General features: G+C 41.7%; 8 protein-coding genes, 2 tRNA genes and 1 pseudogene. All 11 read left to right on the plus strand.

The features are described 5' to 3' along the window. Nucleotides 1-8 precede the first annotated feature (8 nt). Nucleotides 9-2,390, plus strand: a pseudogene (locus tag FAZ19_RS02530) (SusC/RagA family TonB-linked outer membrane protein); the annotation flags it as partial. A 10-nt stretch (nt 2,391-2,400) separates the two neighbouring features. Then, nucleotides 2,401-4,275, plus strand: a complete 1,875-nt coding sequence (locus tag FAZ19_RS02535) for a RagB/SusD family nutrient uptake outer membrane protein (protein ID WP_136819024.1) — start codon at nt 2,401-2,403, stop codon at nt 4,273-4,275. Between the two features lie 61 nt (nt 4,276-4,336). Further along, the gene (locus FAZ19_RS02540; RefSeq protein WP_136819025.1) at nt 4,337-6,178 is read left to right on the plus strand and encodes an outer membrane protein assembly factor BamB family protein; all 1,842 of its coding nucleotides are present in this window, start codon (nt 4,337-4,339) and stop codon (nt 6,176-6,178) included. A gap of 4 nt (nt 6,179-6,182) precedes the next feature. Then, nucleotides 6,183-8,642, plus strand: a complete 2,460-nt coding sequence (locus FAZ19_RS02545; RefSeq protein WP_136819026.1) for a glycoside hydrolase family 9 protein — start codon at nt 6,183-6,185, stop codon at nt 8,640-8,642. A gap of 87 nt (nt 8,643-8,729) precedes the next feature. Then, entirely contained in the window at nt 8,730-9,554 is an 825-nt protein-coding gene (murQ, locus tag FAZ19_RS02550) for an N-acetylmuramic acid 6-phosphate etherase (protein ID WP_136819027.1), read from the plus strand. Between the two features lie 58 nt (nt 9,555-9,612). After that, the gene (locus FAZ19_RS02555) at nt 9,613-11,106 is read left to right on the plus strand and encodes a sodium:solute symporter (protein ID WP_136819028.1); all 1,494 of its coding nucleotides are present in this window, start codon (nt 9,613-9,615) and stop codon (nt 11,104-11,106) included. Nucleotides 11,107-11,920: 814 nt separating this feature from the next. Beyond that, complete coding sequence (locus FAZ19_RS02560) at nt 11,921-12,736, plus strand: purine-nucleoside phosphorylase (RefSeq protein ID WP_136819029.1); 816 nt, start codon at nt 11,921-11,923, stop codon at nt 12,734-12,736. Between the two features lie 102 nt (nt 12,737-12,838). Beyond that, nucleotides 12,839-14,821 (plus strand): putative porin, encoded by a 1,983-nt coding sequence (locus tag FAZ19_RS02565; RefSeq protein WP_136819030.1) that lies wholly within the window; start codon nt 12,839-12,841, stop codon nt 14,819-14,821. 110 nt (nt 14,822-14,931) lie between these two features. Then, a tRNA-Val gene (locus FAZ19_RS02570) sits at nt 14,932-15,006 on the plus strand. Between the two features lie 12 nt (nt 15,007-15,018). After that, a tRNA-Val gene (locus FAZ19_RS02575) sits at nt 15,019-15,093 on the plus strand. A 166-nt stretch (nt 15,094-15,259) separates the two neighbouring features. Continuing rightward, complete coding sequence (locus tag FAZ19_RS02580) at nt 15,260-19,300, plus strand: ATP-binding protein (protein WP_136819031.1); 4,041 nt, start codon at nt 15,260-15,262, stop codon at nt 19,298-19,300. Nucleotides 19,301-19,374: the final 74 nt, after the last annotated feature.

The raw sequence follows: 19,374 nt of genomic DNA on the forward strand, positions 1-19,374 counted from the left end.
CACAGACCCACAATATTTCTTTAAATGGCGCTTTGGGAAAGACAAAATATACAAGTTCTTTCGGTATGATCGATCAGAGTGGTATGCTGAAGCCTGGAAATTCGGACAAATTTCAACGCTATAATGCGGCAGTGCGTGTATCGAGCGAATTGAACAAGTACGTTACCTTACGTGGTGGCGCGATGTTTTCTCAACGAAAGAAAACATATCCGTACGTGACTAGCTCGACAACAGCAGATCCGTGGTTATACTTATATCGATGGAGCTCTTTATATCCGTTAGGAAATAATGAAGATGGAAATCCAATACGTAGTCCTTGGAGTGAAAATGAGGCCGCAAATGATGCCATAATGCGACGGAACTATATCAATTTGAACGCAGGCGCTACGGTAAATATCATGTCTAATTGGAAGGTTGATATGGATTACAATTTTACAAACGAGGACTATAATTGGAGGCGGAACGGAACACGTTTTACAGCAGCAAATAGCTGGGCTGCAGCCCAACAACGCTTTGATGAGAATGGGGATCCGGTATATGTTAATTCAAATGGCGACGTAGTTGGGGCAGGCGATGAAGGAGCAATCTTGGCGTATGATTTATCGAATGATCCGTATACTGCGGCAGGAGGCGTACCTGATCATATTTATCTTCGGTCTGAGAATGAATATAAAAGCACATTGAATGCATTTACCACCTATAATTTGAATCTAAATAGTGACCATGATTTTAAGTTCATTGCGGGGATAAATTTGGTAGCTGGTCGCGGTCTTTTTCACGAGTCTCAAAAAACGAATCTCTTGGATATAGACAATCCACAATTTAATTTGGCTACAGGTACACAGACTTCAGGTGGAGGAGAGTATTGGGATTCGCAGTTAGGTTATTTTGGCCGTGTTAACTACGCGTATAAAAATAAGTACTTATTTGAAGGAAATTTACGATATGATGGATCTTCAACTTTCCCAACAGTCTTGAAATGGAGATGGTTTCCTTCTTTATCCGCGGGTTGGGTGGCATCTGAAGAGTCTTTTATGGAGTGGTCCAAGCCAGTGTTAAGTAATTTGAAATTCAGAGGTTCATGGGGCTATATCGGAAACCAAGCTGTTGCTTCAGATTTATATATTCCGAATATGGAAGTAGGTGAGAGTACTTGGATTGCGAATGGTGGTAAGTTGTTTGGTGTTCAAAGCCCGGCGTTAAGAGTGATGGATGTGACATGGGAAGATTTGGAAACGTTGGATTTAGGTGTTGATGCACGCTTTTTTAGCAACAAGCTTGGATTTACGTTCGACTGGTATAAGAAAACCACCAATAATTTATTTGTGCCGATCGAAGGTACCACCTACACATTAGGAGGTCCAGCGCCGCTTGGTAATTATGGTACTTTGACGACGAAAGGGTTTGAGATTGCGGTGGATTTTAATCACAGATTTGAAAATGGTTTGGGAATCAATTTACGCGCAAACTTGGATGATGCTACCTCTGTGTTTAGCGATTACACATCTTCACGATTAACTAATTCAAACTATGACGGGAAGACCTTCGGTGAGATTTGGGGATATGAAACAGATCGGCTATACCAATACGATGATTTTGTATTGGACGGAGATGGCCAGCCTCAACTGGTCGATTTGACTGCTGATATGACGAGGTATAATACCAGTGGTGGTGGTAAAGCGTATTTATTAAATGGAAGTGATGCCGTTTATCAACCGCGTTTCCAGAATTCGGCGAATTTTTATTTTGGTCCGGGTGATGTGAAATTCATGGATCTAAATGGTGACGGTGAAATTGATAATGGCGACGGTACGGTTGACAATCCGGGTGATATGAAAATTATTGGAAATTCGACACCACGGTATTCCTACGGATTTCGTCTAGGAGCAGATTTCAAAGGTTTCGATTTCTCTGCATTTTTCCAAGGCGTTGGCCAAAGAAGTATCTGGGGAGCGGGATTTTTAGCTATTCCAGGTTTCCATGTATCTGACGGAGCCATGCCTGCTTCTTTTGTGGATGACTATTGGACGCCAGATAATCAAGATGCTTTTTATCCTGCTGCATTTAATAACGGTGGAACGGCCAATGTGAACAACATGCAGATTCAATCAAAATATTTACTGGATATGTCTTATCTACGATTGAAGAATGTTACGTTAGGTTATACAGTTTCAAAGCAGGTTTTGGATAGGATAAAGATTAACAACCTAAGACTGTACGTTGCGCTGGAGAACTTCTTTACATGGGATAAATTGAACGGGTTACCAATCGATCCAGAGGAGGTTTCTGGTGAGTCAATATTTAACGCAACTAATTATAATTCAGGAAGAACGGGCGTCGGTACGCCAACATTTAAAAGTGCATCTTTCGGTATTCAGTTAAATTTTTAATAGATCGATCATGAAAAAATTAGCATATATATTTCTGGGTACATCTTTGCTCTTTTCGGGTTGCAAGGATCTTTTGGACAGACCCGAATTGACAAAAATTGTCGATTCGGAAGATACCTATTGGAGAAATGAAAATGATCTACGGTTATTCGCGAATGATTTTTACACGAATTATTTTGTTGGATATAACTCCGGATTTGGAACTGCTTATGCTCCGCTAACCGGATATAACTTTTCCGATGATCTAACTTCCCAGGGGGCTCAACTTAATCTTTTAGGATCTGTTCCCACCGGAGCGGGTGGAACATCGATGACGAATACGGCCCTCCGCACAACATCAGTGCTGCGGGCTGAACATCCAGGCCCAAACTGGAACTTTTATTGGGTGCGTAAGTCCAATATTATGATTGATCGTTTGGAAACCTTTGCGAAACCAAAGTTGTCTGAAGAGGAATTTAACCATTGGTCTGCAGTGGCTCGCTTTTTTAGAGGATACGAGTACAGCCGATTGGTCTCTACTTTTGGAGATGTTCCGTATTTTGATAAACCAATAACAGCAGACGATTTCGATCAGATGTACAAAGGGCGCGATGACCGCGGTATGGTGATGGATAAAGTTTACGAGGATTTTCAGTTTGTGCTCGAAAATATGCGGGAAGATGATGGAGTTGGCTATGTGAATCGTTATGCTGCGGCAGCTTTGATTTCCAATTTAATGTTATTTGAGGGATCGTGGCAACATTACCATGGACTAGACCAAACGAAAGCGCAGAAGTACCTCGAATTGGCAAGAGATGCGGCGCAATATGTGATGGATAGTGGTAAATGGAGTTTTACTGCTGATTTCAAAAGTCTCTTTGTCTCTGATAATTTAGCAGGTAATCCAGAAGTGATCTTTTATCGCACATATGACGATGCACTTGCTGTAAGACATGCTGTGGCTTCTTACAGTAATGGTACCGAAGGACAGGCGCGCTCGGCTAATCTAGATTTATTGAAAGATTTTGTTTGTGTAGACGGTCAAGTTTGGCAAAATTCAGCAGTTACGGATGCAAACAGCTTTAGGCTACAAGATCTTGCTACAACAAGAGATCCTAGATTTGAAGCAACTTTTATGGATACGATAAATACCCCTGCTACAGGTACCTTGGTTTATGCGCATAAATTTGCGGGTAGGGAAGCACTAGATTATATAGGTAAAACTTACCCGCCTAAATGGGGAAGCAACACAAATATAAGTGATGCACCGATTGTCCGTCTGGCAGAAGTCGTACTCAATTGGGTAGAGGCAAAACAAATACTAGCGGAAAATTATGGTGGACCAGCAGTTACCCAAGAGGATCTCGGTAAATCAATAAATGCAATTAGAAATAGACCATTGGATGATGTTGCAGTTGCAAAGGGTGTTACCAAGACGGCTCCGCTTCAATTGTCGGCTTTACCAAATGATCCGAACAGAGATGCTGATGTATCCGCATTAATGTGGGAAATTAGAAGAGAACGGAGAATGGAATTTGTGTTCGAATATGCCCGTATCAATGACATTCGCCGTTGGAAAAAGTTAACCAATCTGAACTATAATAATAATGATTTCAAATTAGGTTCTTGGATAATTGGAACGGTGGATTTGGGTGATAAAAACAACCCTGGTAAAATATTGGCTTCATTTGTAAATGTACTGCAAGTTATGAAGACAGACGGTACAATTGTTACCTATAACGGCTCCAACGATGCAGAGATGGTCGGTTTCTATGTGGTTCGGAATTTCACAAACCGCTTAGCTGTTAACAATAGAAACTATTTAGCTCCGGTAAGCATATCCCTTATTCAGGAATATCAAGATAGAGGTTTTACGTTGAACCAGACGCCAGGCTGGGAACAATAACCCTAATATTTATATACAGGCAGAAGGTCATTTTTTGACCTTCTGCCTTTAAACTTATATAATGATAAGCACATTACTACGTGTAGGTATAGCATTGATTTTTTGTCAATCCTTCGCCTTCGCCCAATCCTTTAAATTTGCCCAAGTAACCGATACGCATGTAGGCGGTAGTACGGGGGCAGACGATCTGAGAAGGACAGTAAGGGATTTGAATCAACTAAAGGATATCGACTTTGTCATCTTGTCGGGCGATGTGACCGAATTTGGATCGGATGAAGAATTGGCGCTGTCGAAGCAGATTTTAGACAGTCTCAACCTTCCGCTGTACGTTATTCCCGGCAACCACGATAGCAACTGGTCCGAAAGTGGTGCTAATAGTTTTCGAAAGGTATTTGGCGCTGAATCTTTCTTCTTTGAGCATAAGGGTATCCAATTTATCGGTACCACATCGGGACCTAATATGCGGATGAGCCCCGGACAGATTCCACGTGAAAATCTGGTTTGGATGGATTCGGTATTCAAAGCAAATCCAGATAAAGAAACACCGCTGATCGCCATCAACCATTATCCACTCGACTCTTCCCTAAATAATTGGTTTGAAAAAATAGACCGATTGAAACAACGAAATATTCAGGTGGCAACCTGTGGTCATGGCCATCAAAACAGGCTGTACGACTGGGAAGGTATTCCCGGGGTTATGGTTCGCTCGAACCTACAGGCGAAGGAGAAAGTTGGGGGCTATAATATTATAACGATACAGCCGGATTCTATTTTTTTCCAAACGCGTAGACCACTGCTGTCCACAGAAGATTATTGGTTAAAGCTTCCACTGAAAAAATTCCAAGATGTTTCAGGGCAAGCTGTAAAACGTCCGGATTATTCGGTAAATAACAAGAGTAAAGCAAAATTACTCTGGGAATACCAAGACCACGGCGATATCGGTGCAGGAATCACGTCTAATGGCAAGTTATTGTTCACCGCGAATACTGTCGGTGAGGTATATGCGCTCAGTTTAGCTGATGGTAAAAAGATCTGGTCGTATAAAACAGGGGGCAAAGTGTATTCTACGCCCGCCGTAGATAAAGGAATCGTAGTTGTAGGCTCTTCAGACCATTTTATCTACGGATTGGATGCCAAAACGGGTGCTGTGCGTTGGAAAACAGAAACAGCAAAAGCAGTGTTGGGTTCTCCGCAGCTCTACAAAGGAAAGGCTTATATCGGTGGTTCGGACGGTGTGTTTCGTTGCTTGGACCTACTGACGGGAAAGGAAGTTTGGAAATTTGAAGGTGTGAAGAACTACGTGTCTACCTTGCCTACAATTGCAGATAATAAGGTGATTTTCGGAAGCTGGGGAAATGGCTTTTATGCGCTTGATGTAACTACGGGAGAGCTGGTGTGGGAATGGAATAATGGACACGCCAACCGCATGTTTTCGGCAGCGGCATGCTATCCTGTGGTAGCGAACAATCGTGTTTTCGTCGTTGCTCCTGATCGGTATATGACGGCCTTGGAACTGCAGACCGGTAAAGTGATATGGCGGGAAAAGAAGGAGTTATACCGCGTAAGGGAATCGATGGGACTATCACGGGATAAGAAATTTATATATGCTAAGACGATGGACGGGGAATTGGTAGGCATATCTGCAAAAGCGGATTCCATGACAATCGATTGGAAATCTTCCTTGCAGCTGCCTTACGATATCGTGCCGACGGCTATATATAGTTCATCCTCGCTGGTGTTTGTGCCAAGCAATTCGGGTCTACTATCTGCTGTAAATCCTAAATCTGGTGACGTAGCCTGGCAATATAAAATTTCAAATGCGATGATAAATCCACCTTTAGTACTTAAAAATAAGATAGTGGTAAGTACGATGGATGGTAAAATTGTGTTGCTGCAATATTAAAGGCATGAAGAGAATCCTGTTTCTAGCTATCTTTATCGGATTGTTGTCCTTAGCCAAGGGGCAGGAGAATGCTTGGATACGAATTAACCAGCTGGGCTACCTTCCGGAATCTAAAAAGGTAGCCGTATGGGTATCTAAGGGAAATGAAAAGATAAAGGAATTTGAAATTATAGACAGCCAATCGAATAAAACGGTATTCAAAGGGAAAGCTGGAAAGGGGTTTGGACATTACGGGCCTTTTGCATCCGGCTACCGACTAGATTTCTCGGGCTGGACACAATCCGGAACGTATTACGTGCGTGTTGAGAATATAAAATCTCCTGTTTTTAGGATTAATGAAGAAGTATATAAAGGTACCGCGGATTTTGCCTTGCGTTATATGCGGCAACAGCGTACACTATTCAATCCATTTCTTCAAGACAGCTGCCATACGCACGATGGTTTTACGCTTTATGCGCAGTCGGTAGGATTACCGGATAGTACGCATGTAGATGTAGGTGGCGGTTGGCACGATGCCTCGGACTACCTGCAGTACGCAACTACATCAGCAAATGCGACCTATCATCTCTTAGCTGCTTACCGGGATTTCCCAGATGTATTCTCGGATGAAAAGCAGACCAATGGATTGGATGGGAGTAACGGACTGGTTGATGTATTGGATGAAGCCAAATGGGGCTTGGATTGGTTAGTAAAGATGCACCCCCAACCCAACATCATGTTTAATCAGATTGCCGACGATAGGGATCACACTAAATTACGTATGCCCGGGGAAGATCCATATTATGGAAGGGGATTTGAAAGACCTGTTTATTTTATTGATGGTAAGCCACAGCAAAGAGGTAAGTTTCTAAATAATACGACCGGCACGAGTTCTACGGCAGCGAAGTTCGTAAGTGCTTTTGCATTGGGACATCATTTATTCCGCAACATCGATTCGAGCTATAGCACGCAGCTAAAGTCAAAAGCGCGGACTGCATATGATTACAGTCACATCAAACCGGGAGTAACACAAACGGTGTCTGTTAAGTCTCCGTATATCTATGCCGAAGATAATTGGGTGGATGATATGGAACTGGCGGAGACTGAGATGCACAGCCTTTTTGGTCATCAAAAGCATGTGGATGCAGCGCTCTCATATGCCGCCCAGGAGAAGGTTACACCTTGGATGACACGGGATACCGCCAATCATTACCAGTATTACCCCTTTATTAATCTGGGGCATTATGAGCTGGCGAAAAAGTTGAAAGGTGATGCTAGAGCCGAAGTGCTTTCTTATTACAAGACCGGAATTGATGCAGTGTGGGAACGTGCACAGCAAAATATGTTTTTCAGAGGTGTTCCTTTTATTTGGTGCAGTAATAACCTAACCACTTCTTTTGCCATTCAATGTATGTGGTACGGTACGGTTACTGGAGATAACAGCTACGATGAATTGGAGCAGGCAAATATCGACTGGCTGTTTGGTGTAAATCCTTGGGGTACTGCTATGGTGTATGGACTGCCCGCTTGGGGTGATACACCTGTAGATCCGCATTCGGCATTTACGCATCTCCATCAGTATCCAATCGATGGAGGCTTGGTAGACGGTCCGGTATATGCCAATACGTACAACAGTCTGATCGGCATTAAATTATTGGAGGAAGATGAATACGCCGAGTTCCAGAGTGATCTCGTCGTATATCATGATGATTTTGGTGACTACAGTACCAATGAGCCAACCATGGATGGTACTGCTTCTTTGATCTACCTGCTGGCCGCACAGGAGAATAAAGGCCAGCCGTCGAAGATAAGGGATAAATATGGAGCTATTGTTCAAGGCGATACGAGTAAAAAACAAATAAGTTTGGTCTTTACCGGGCACGAATTTGGGGATGGTATCGCAACGGTTGAAAAAGTGCTGGATAGAAATCAGGTAAAGGGTTCTTTTTTTGTTACAGGACAATTTGTGGAAAAAAATAAGAAAATCTTAAAACGCTTATTTAACAAGGGAAATTATATCGGTCCGCATTCGGAAGCGCATTTGCTTTATAGTCCTTGGGAAAATAGGGATAGTTTGCTGGTTAGCGAAGCTGATTTTAAACAAGACCTGCAATTAAATATGGATAGGCTTGCTAAAATTGGTATCACAAATATGGATAAGTTTATTCCGCCTTACGAATGGTATAATAAACAGATTGTGGATTGGGCAAATGCGATAGGGATACAAACCTATAATTTTACACCCGGGATTCGAACCGCCGCAGATTATACGTATCCTCAAATGGAATCCCGCTACATGTCATCGATGGCGATTAGGGATCAACTCTTTACTTTAGAGGCTCAAAAAGGACTGAATGGGAGTATTATTCTTATTCATCTCGGGACGGATAAGAGAAGAAAAGATAAATTATACGATGATCTTGACGAAATAATACGTGAATTAAAGCTAAAAAATTATAAATTCGTGCTGCTGCAAAAAAATTAGAATACATGTGCGTGTTTTTGCATGTTTTATAAAAATTTTGCATATTTACGGAATATTACCACGACAGTAATTAGAATTTCTAATAACATGATAAATACGACAGAGAAAGATTCGAACTACCAAGACCTAGACAAGATGTCTGTGCTTGAGTTGTTGACGAATATAAATAAGGAGGACAAAACGGTTCCGTTGGCGGTTGAAAAGTCAATCCCTCAGATAGAGGCTTTGGTCAAAATCGCAGTTGAAAAAATGCAGTCGGGTGGACGGTTGTTTTATATAGGCGCGGGCACGAGCGGACGGTTAGGTATATTGGATGCGTCGGAATGTCCACCTACATACGGTGTTCCATTTGATTGGGTAATCGGACTGATAGCAGGCGGGGATGTCGCTATTCGAAAAGCAGTGGAATTTGCTGAAGATGATATGGAGCAGGCGTGGAAAGACCTAGAGGAGTTTGCTATTAATGCAGATGATGTGGTGATCGGTATCGCAGCCTCGGGCACGACGCCCTATGTGATAGGTGGACTACAAAAGGCAAATGAAAGCGGGCTGGTAACAGGTTGTATTGTTTGTAATGGCAATTCGCCGATCGCAAAAGAAGCACAATTTCCTATAGAAGTGATTGCCGGGCCTGAATTTGTGACGGGCTCTACACGTATGAAAGCGGGTACTGCGCAAAAATTGGTCTTGAACATGATCAGCACATCAGTGATGATACAATTGGGCCGAGTAAAAGGTAATAAAATGGTAGATATGCAACTTTCTAATCATAAGCTGGTGGGACGTGGCGTGCGTATGGTGATGGCAGAAACAGGGGTGGATGAAGAAACGGCAACAGCTTTGATCGAGGAGTTTGGAAATGTGCGTAAAGCGATTGAAAGCTGCCGTGAGATTGGTGACAAGCACGTTTAGCTCCCCGATAAGTTTGTCGTTGGATAATTGTTAGTTTTTTAATCTTGATTTTGTAAAAATGTCTCCTATAACTCTTCTCGCATTCTTGGTCGTTTACTTCGGTGTGCTGTTAAGCGTATCGCACTTTACAGCAAAAAAATCGTCTGATAACGCTACGTTCTTCGTTGCAAACAAGAATTCGAAATGGTATATGGTCGCCTTTGGAATGATTGGAACAGCCCTCTCTGGCGTAACCTTCATTTCTGTACCTGGAGCCGTAGGACTCTCCAATTTTAGTTATTTTCAGTTCGTTTTGGGAAATGCACTGGGTTTCTTGGTGATTGCCTACGTACTACTTCCACTATATTACCGTATGAATCTAACGTCTATCTACACCTATTTGGAAGAGCGACTTGGACATCGGAGCTATAAAACTGGAGCAATGATCTTTTTGATATCCCGTACGATTGGATCGGCATTTCGTTTATACCTGGTAGCAATTATCCTTCAGAAATTTATTTTTGATGCGTGGAATGTGCCCTTCGCCGTAACGGTAGCAGTCTGTTTGTTATTGATATGGCTATATACAAATAAGGGAGGGTTAAAGACCATAATTATTACGGATATGTTACAGACGTTCTTCTTATTATTAGCCGTGATACTTTCCATCTTTTTTATGGCGGATGGTTTGGGAATCTCGGTCTTTGAAGCTTTTGAAAAAGTAAAAGACAGTACGTATTCTCAGATTTTTATCTGGGAAAACCTATTGGGCGATAAGAACCATTTTTGGAAACATATGATCGGTGGAGCCTTCGTTACCATTGCGATGACCGGATTGGATCAGGACCTGATGCAGAAAAATTTAAGTATGAAGACCATCGGTGAAGCGCAAAAAAACATGTTGACCTTTACCGGGATATTTGTTGTAATCAACTTGTTTTTCTTAGCAGTGGGTGCATTGCTGTATATTTACGTGGGCGAGAAAGGAATTGATATCAGTGCATTGCGCACACCGGATTATTTGTATCCTGAGATTGCATTGAATAATTTGACACTCGTAGCCGGGATCATCTTTATGATGGGATTGACGGCAGCGACTTTTGCTACAACAGATTCGGCGCTTACGGCGTTAACAACCTCATTCTGTATTGATTTTCTCAACTTCAATAAAAAGGAAAATCCGAACGATCCTAAATTGGTGCGTTCTAGAAATATCGTGCATCTCGTGTTTTCCTTCATTATGCTATTGGTAATCTTGGGATTTCGGATCATAAATGATGACTCGGTCGTCACCGCCATATTCACAGCGGCAAGTTATACCTATGGTCCGCTTCTAGGTTTGTTTGCTTTTGGTATTCTGACCAAAATGCAGGTGAATGATAAATTAGTGCCTTTCTTTTGTGTGCTATCTCCTGTTTTACTGTTTTTGTTGAATACGTATTACATTATACCCCACACAACGTATCGAATCGGATTTGAGCTGATCATGTACAATGCGCTGATAACCGCTTTGCTGTTAGCGTTAACATCTCCTGGAAAGATGTCTCTGGAAAAGCAAGCTTCTCTTCGGTAAGAAGCCTAACGTTGCTCTTGAGATTAGCTGTTAGAAGGAGGGTTTAATTTAATCAATTTGAAATTTCCCATCGCACTACCTTTCCGTCGCTGCCACGACAGGGCTCCAAACTTTTTTCATTAATCATTTGTTTTAAAAGGAATTCAAGAGACCTCTTTGAGGGTTTTCTTGAAAAAAAGTTTGACAAAACCGACCGACAGGGAGCTCATCCGAAGGATAATTCAAGACTGGGTCAATGTTACGCTAAAAGCTTTTGGATTTACTAAACAGCTCCAAGGACGTTACGCGTCGGGGATCTGTTCTTAACGCAAATCCAAAGCTTTATTAACGCTACATAGACCTAGGTCGTCCTTTTAACTTGTACTGTAGTTTAAAAACAATACAAAGCACTTTCCTTACATACCCGACAAATGTCGCCTGTGAAAATTTTGGCATTAGCAGGTGGATGCACTATCCCTACGGCCAAAAGTTTCGAGCGACACGCTTTTGCGTACTTTTGGCAAGACAACCCTCGAAGAGGTCTCTTGAATGCCATTGAATACAAATAAAAAATGAAAAAAAGTACGAGCCTCGCCACGGCTCGAGTGGCAAATGAAAAAATACGGATAATAATGTTTGCGAATACAATCTAGAACCAGTAAAGAAATGTGTTTGAAATAAGCCTTCATTTCTCCTATTCACAAAATTTCCCCTTAGGAATCAAAGTTGAGCGTGAAGATAGACATTGATGGATAGGGTGCTTTTTTATTTCAAGCAAATATAGTTGTATACGTAAGCAACTTTATCTAAGTTTGAGTCTTAGTTTTTTGCACGCATGTATCATTTAATAAACGAAACTGTATCTTCTATACGCCGTAAAATAGGCGACTTTAAGCCCGAATTTGGAATTATACTGGGTACTGGCCTGGGTAAGCTGGTAAATGAAATCGAGATAACGCATCAACTTATGTACGCGAATATCCCCAATTTTCCAATTTCCACAGTTGAATTTCATTCCGGTAAACTTATTTTTGGTAAATTAAATGGTCGAAATGTAGTAGCGATGCAGGGGCGTCTGCATTATTATGAGGGATATGATATGCAGGAAATCACCTTTCCCGTTCGGATCATGAAAGCCCTTGGCATAGAAAAGCTGTTTGTATCGAATGCGTCAGGATCTTTAAATCCCACAATCCAAAAAGGGCATATCGGAATTGTAGATGATCATATTAATCTCTTACCGGATAATCCCTTGCGAGGATCTAACGATGCTGATTATGGTCCGCGGTTTCCCGATATGAGTGCGCCGTACGACAAAGTGATGTTGCGACAGGGCCTGGATATCGCCGATAGGCTAAATATTATAGCACATAAAGTGGTGTATGTCGCTACACCGGGCCCGAATTTGGAAACCAAGGCTGAATATCGGTACATGCGGATAATAGGGGGGGATATCGTAGGAATGAGTACAGTGCCGGAGGTAATTGTAGCGAATCATATGGGGCTCCCCGTTTTCGCTATATCCGTGATTACCGACGAAGGGTATCATGCGGATTTAAAGCCGGTATCGTTAGCCGAAATTGTGGCAGTCGCCAATGAAGCTGAGCCAAAGCTCACCGCGATATTGAAGGAGTTAATTGCGTTGCAATAACGGTCGATGATTACCGTTAATCAGGAGGGGCTTTTATATTACTTGTGCGACTTGCATATAAACGGCAAGTTCTCTAAGTTTGCTGGATAATAAATAGATTACATGAAGTATTTGATGCCCTTTCTTTTTAGTGTTGTCGTGTTGTTGGGCATGACTTCGCAAGCGTATGCGCAAGAAGATGAGGAATTTAGTAGTGCGTTGGACTCCGCGCGTGCGTTGGAAGATAATAAAAAGGATTCGGTTATTTTTAATGCAAAATATGTTCGATATGCAACGTTGAATATGTTGAAAAATGCGTCGTATACCAAGCAGATCGATACCACACATTATAATTTTCAATATTACAATCCGCAGAATCACCCTTGGAACCCGAGTATACATTTGGGATCGTACGGTCTGGCAACGAGAGATCTGCTTTTTAATCCCAATAAGTCCATCGGATTCCAGCCGGGATTTCATGCATTGGAAAGGTACTTACTGACCTCTGATTCGGTGATCTATTATAGAGCCAGAGCAAGGTTTTCAGAGCTTTATGCCGTCGGATTCTTTTTTGATGACCAGGTGTTTAAGGCGAAACTGGCACAAAATATCAACCCGCATTGGAACGTGGGGGTACAGTACGAAGCAACAAATACAGACGGTTACTTTTTTAATCAGACTTATGCAGATCGTAAAGGATCTGTTTTTTCATGGTATGAGTCGCCAAATCGACGTTATAACATGCTGGTAAATGCTGCATTTAACAAAATCGACGCTACCGAAAATGGTTCGGTTATCAATGATAGCCTTTTCAGAGATGAAAATCTCACCTCATTAACCGGTGTGACGACTCGTCTTACAGGACAGCAAGCGAACAGACCTTATAATAAATGGCTGGACAACGGATTGTTTTTACGCCAATCGTTTTATATTGGCAGGTTAGATACCCTAAATGCAGGCCTGCCCGAGATGGAAATCCATCCAACAAATTCATTTGCACACAATTCCTCTATCAGACAGCGAAAGTATGTTTTCTTTAAGAATGAAGATGACCAATATGACGCTTTTCCCTTTGGTAATACGAAGCTAGTACGTGATACCACCAAGATTACGACCATATCAAATGAGTTTACGTATGCCTTTTACCTGCGGAATAAGTCCTTGTTAAAAAATGAAGCTAAATTAAACCTTGGATTCCAAAATGACCTGATTTGGTATGAAGACAGCCTGTCCAATGATTTCTTTCAAAATAGTGCCGTTAAAGGAGATCTGAGCTATCAATTTAGCAACAGGGTAAATTTCAAACTGGCGGTAAACCAAATTGTATTGGGAAGAAATGTGGGTGATTTTCTCTATGAAGCAGATGCGGATGTATTTGTAGGGGACAAGATCGGTCGGGTTTCCATTGGCGCGTATTCGCAGAATAAATCGCCTGAAATGACGTTTTCAAGGATGAATTATACCTACCACACCTGGTCGAGTAACCTCGATAAGGAGAAGACGCAAAATTTATCCTTTAAATACCAAAATGACAAAATTGGATTCTCGGGGAAAGCGGAGTATTTTTTGATTAGTAATTACCTCTACTTTAAAGAGGTGGCTAATCCGAATGACGATGAGCGGATAGAAAAGTTGATCGAGCCAGCTCAATATGGCAACCTCAATTTATTAAAGGTCAGTGTAGGGCAAAATTTTAGATTCGGGAAGTTCCATTTAGATAACTTGGTCGTATATCAAAAATCGGATGCAATGGATGTACTGGCAACTCCCGAATTATATACTTGGCATAGTCTGTATTACGGCGATGTAGCATATAAGGTTTTGGATTTCAGAATTGGATTGGATGGAAGGTTTAATACACCTTTTAGAACTCCTTCCTACGCGATTAATGCCGGACAGTTTTATAACGATAATGTAGGGCTTGAATTTTCTACTTATCCTATTGTAGATGTATGGGCTACAGCAAATATTAAACGTGTAAATTTGTTTATCAGTTATAACTTTGTGAATCAATATATCTATCCCAAAGGGTATTATACCGTACGGCGATATCCGATGAACCCGGCTAACTTACGTTTTGGGGTTTCTTGGAAGTTTTACGACTAAAATATATGTAATTGTATGTTAGTTGATTGTGTGTGGGCTGTTAAAAAATGTTTGTAAAATATTTTGAAACTAAAAATTAAGACCTATATTTGCACACGCAATTAGCAAAAGGAGAATTAGCTCAGCTGGTTCAGAGCACCTGCCTTACAAGCAGGGGGTCACTGGTTCGAACCCAGTATTCTCCACAAACAGCATTCGGGAGATTAGCTCAGCTGGTTCAGAGCACCTGCCTTACAAGCAGGGGGTCACTGGTTCGAACCCAGTATCTCCCACAAAAAGCATCCACTGGGATGCTTTTTTTTTGAAATTGAACCTTCTCCGAACTTGACGAAAACTCCCTCATAATATTTAATGTTATTTTTACATTACTAAGTATTATTTCTATATTGTAATCGAAGACCATAGATAAACACACTATAAAATCGAAAAGTTGTTAGAATGAAATTTTGGAGACAGGTTCTGCTATTTGTTGCCTACTATGTTTTATGCTCCTATGCAATCGCCCAAAATCAGTTTGTTTTTAGACATATTGATGCTATTACCGGCGTATCAGACAATGTGATCAAAGGGATTAACAGTCTCCCTGACGGAAGAATAAGTATTCGGACGCAATCGATGCTTAACTTATACAATGGAGCAACTTTTGATTATTTTAGGGAAACCGGTAGGTCAAACTATACTTGGCAACATACGGGTTACGAGCACGAATATGTCGACGGTCTGAATAGGTTATGGCTTAAACGAAAGCAAAAGTTACAGTTATTTGATTTACGGACCAACCAATTTGTTGAAAACATCGAAAAGGTGATCACGTCCTATGGCGTGAAGAATAAGCTGGCCGATTTCTTTATCGACAAGTCAAAAAACCTATGGTTTCTTTCCGAAGAAAACGATCTTTCTTATTACGATATTGCGTTGAGAAAACTGATCTCCTTACCAAAAGTAGATAATAACCATATGAAAAAGTTTGGTGTACCTCGTCAAATTGAGCAGGACGGCGACACCTTATGGATTCTCTACTCCAAAGGATTGCTCCAAAAGTGGAGCTATAAGACACAAAAGGTTATTGTTCAGGATGAAAGGTTGGTCGGTAAGATCAATGAAGCATCACATGCCTTAGTCCTTCGTCGATCCCTAAAAGGAGATCTCTGGCTTCTGCACCACACTGATCTGTTTTTCTACTCTTCATTATCAGATCGTTGGGATATGGTTAGCAGCATTTCTGGATTATCCAACTTCTTTACTTGTATGGATGTTGATAAGAATGGAGACGTATGGATCGGAACCTCCCAGTCTGAAATACGTATCGTGCAAGCATTGGGTCGGACTGTACAGTCGTTCGTAGGTATGCCCTTGACTTCTGGCGGTGTTTTGGTAAACGACATAAGCTCGCTTTATATAGATGACGACAATGGAGTCTGGGTGGGCACCTTGTTTCAGGGAGTTTGCTACTATCACGCGAGTATGCGGAAAATACACTTATTGCATACGATAGCACATGATAGTCCGGTTACGAATGAAAATGTACGCGGTTTTCTCGAAGAACCTGATGGTACCCTTCTTATTGGCACGATTAACGGATTGTTTCGCTATTTTCCGCATTCGGCTAAAATGGAGCCCGTTTATCGGGAATTGGAAGGAAAGCTTTGTATGTGGCTCTATAGAGATAGTAAGGGGCGTATTTGGATCCCCACATTTCACAACGGTATTTTCTGTATTGAAAATGGTAAGGTACGGCAGTACGAGAAGAAAGGCGTATCCATACATGCCAGCCCCAACCCCAACAGCGCAAGAACGATGATAGAGGATCACCTGGGACAACTGTGGGTGAGTGTTTATGGTGGTGTCGGCCGTTTCGATCCAAATAATGGAAATATTGAGTTCCTACACGAGAGACATCCTGAAATCAAGAACCTCAAACTGGGGCTTACATTTTCCCAGATGGATAAAGAGACAATCGCTGTTGCTGCTGAAGAGCTTTACTTTTACAATGTGAGAAAAGACAGTGTTTGGTTTCCGTCTTACAGATCGCTCATAAATTCGCACGGTGCAGAGTTTAACTTTATCTATCCCGATCGCCGAAAACTACATTGGATCAGCGTAGACGGATTGAAAGTATGGGACGAATCCAACCAAAGGCTCTATGAAATACCCGTGCATAACGACCGACCCAACCAGACCGTATCGGCTATACTAGAGGACGCCACAGGGGATATATGGGTGTCGACCATGAACGGTATTAGCAAGATAGCCGTAAACAAAAATGAAGATGGTTATATCTTTTCGGTTACGAATTTCGGACAAATAGACGGAGCAGGGATTCAGGGCGGACGTTTCAACACAGGGGCTTCCGTATATGCAGCGGATGGCACTATGTACTTTGGAGGCGTGCATGGTATCAGCATGTTCAATCCACGCCTACTTGTTTATAATACAAGCAACCACAAACCTATTTTCACCGGTTTTCGTGTGTTCAATCATGCGATCAAAGCTGGAGATCAATATAATGGTAGAGTTTTATTTGAGCAACCTATCAATCAAATCCATGAGATCAAACTGAAGTACAATGAAAACTTCATAACGTTGGAATTTGCCGGGTTGAATTATGTACATCCTTCCCGTTCTTATCTACGTTACAAAATGGAGAACTATGACCAGGACTGGGTCGAAGTACAAGTTGACGGGGTAGGACGAATCAATTATACAGGCGTACCTCCGGGAACCTATATTTTTAGGGTATACGCAGCCAATAGCGACAAGGTATGGGGTGACGAATACACAGAGATCAAAGTCGTCGTTAATCCTCCTTTTTGGGCAACAATCTGGGCTAAGGCTCTTTATATGTTGCTTTTGGTGACTGCCGTAATGGCAATAATCCACTATTTTAATCGGCGGAATCAAGAGAAGATTATTCGTCAGAGAGAGCTAGAAGCACAGATTCAAAGGGAAGAATTGGATCAGTTCAAGCTGAATTTCTTTACCAATCTTAGTCATGAGTTTAGAACACCTTTGTCACTAATCATGACCCCACTCGACTTGTTGGCCAAAGAGGTAAAGGACGCTGATCTGAAAAATAAGCTGCTATCGATTTATAGACATTCAAAAGATCTCCTTTCCATGGTCAACCAATTGCTCGATTTTCGAAAGCTAGAGGTAAGAGGGGAGACGTTACGACTTAGCCACGGAGATATCGTTGAGTTTCTTGAAGGTATCTATACCACTTTCAAACCAATAGCGGAAAGCAAAAGACTCAATTTTAGCTTTGATGGCTCCGATGATCCGATCTATATGTTTTTTGACAAAGACAAGATCGTAAAGGTGATGAATAACCTCTTGTCCAATGCTTTCAAATTTACAGCTGTGGGTGGCGAAGTACGAATATCTGTCGTCCTACGCCATTCTTCAGGTCGTAATTATGTAGAGATTGTTGTTTCGGATACAGGATGCGGAATTCCCGACGGCGATCTACCGATGATTTTTGATCGATTTGAGCAAGCAAAAAATCAAATTAACGAACAGGGGGGAAGTGGAATAGGCCTTTATCTTGTCAGGGAGTATGTCGAACTTCATGAGGGGCGTACTATTGTCCAAAGTGAGGTGGACAAAGGAACGTCTCTTACGGTATGGTTGCCTACCGATTTGACAACTGAATGTGTCCCTTCTGTTCTATCTGTGGAACAGAATAAACAGGAGAGCGATAACCCAGATGGAAAATTGAAGGACAAAAAGATCCTTATTGTAGAGGATAATTTTGAGTTTCGGAAATTCCTGAAATCTGAACTTGGCAAATACTATCAGGTGATCGAAGCCGCCGACGGAGATGAAGGCGAAAAGCTGGCAATAGAGGTAGAACCGGATTTAATCCTTTCCGATATGATGATGCCGAAAGTTAACGGAATCAGCATGTGCCAAAAGCTAAAGCATAATTTGCAGACGAGCCATATCCCTATTATCCTGCTTACGGCTAAGATGTCTGACGAAGTCAGGATGTCTGTATATGCTGCAGGAGCAGACTCTTACCTTTCGAAACCGGTCGTATATGATGTGCTGCATGCCCGTATCGAAAATCTGATCGAGCAGCAGGAAATGCGAAAGAAACTGTTCCACACGACCATTGAGGTGACGCCGAGTAGTATCACCATCAATTCATTGGATGAAGAATTGGTACAGAAAGCTTTGCAAAGTGTAGAGCGTAACATGGATAATCCACAATATGGCGTAGAAGATCTCGGAAAAGACATCGGTCTGAGCCGCGGACATCTGTATCGTAAGCTACAGTCTATTACGGGTCAAAGCCCCGCCGATTTCATACGTGCTATCCGACTGAAGCGTGCTGCACAGCTGTTACGGGATAGCCAATTACACGTAACAGAAATTGCTTATATGGTCGGTTTCAACGCACAAAAATATTTCAACAAACATTTTAAGGACACTTTCGGAATCACACCGTCTGAGTATAGAAATAGTGATAAAATCTGATTAATGATTTTTTGTCATTGATGTTTTTTTATATACAAGATCCTGTTAACTTATATTTTTTATACCTGTAAATG

It is taken from the genome of Sphingobacterium alkalisoli (assembly GCF_005049105.1).
GTDB classification, from domain to species: Bacteria; Bacteroidota; Bacteroidia; order Sphingobacteriales; family Sphingobacteriaceae; genus Sphingobacterium; species Sphingobacterium alkalisoli.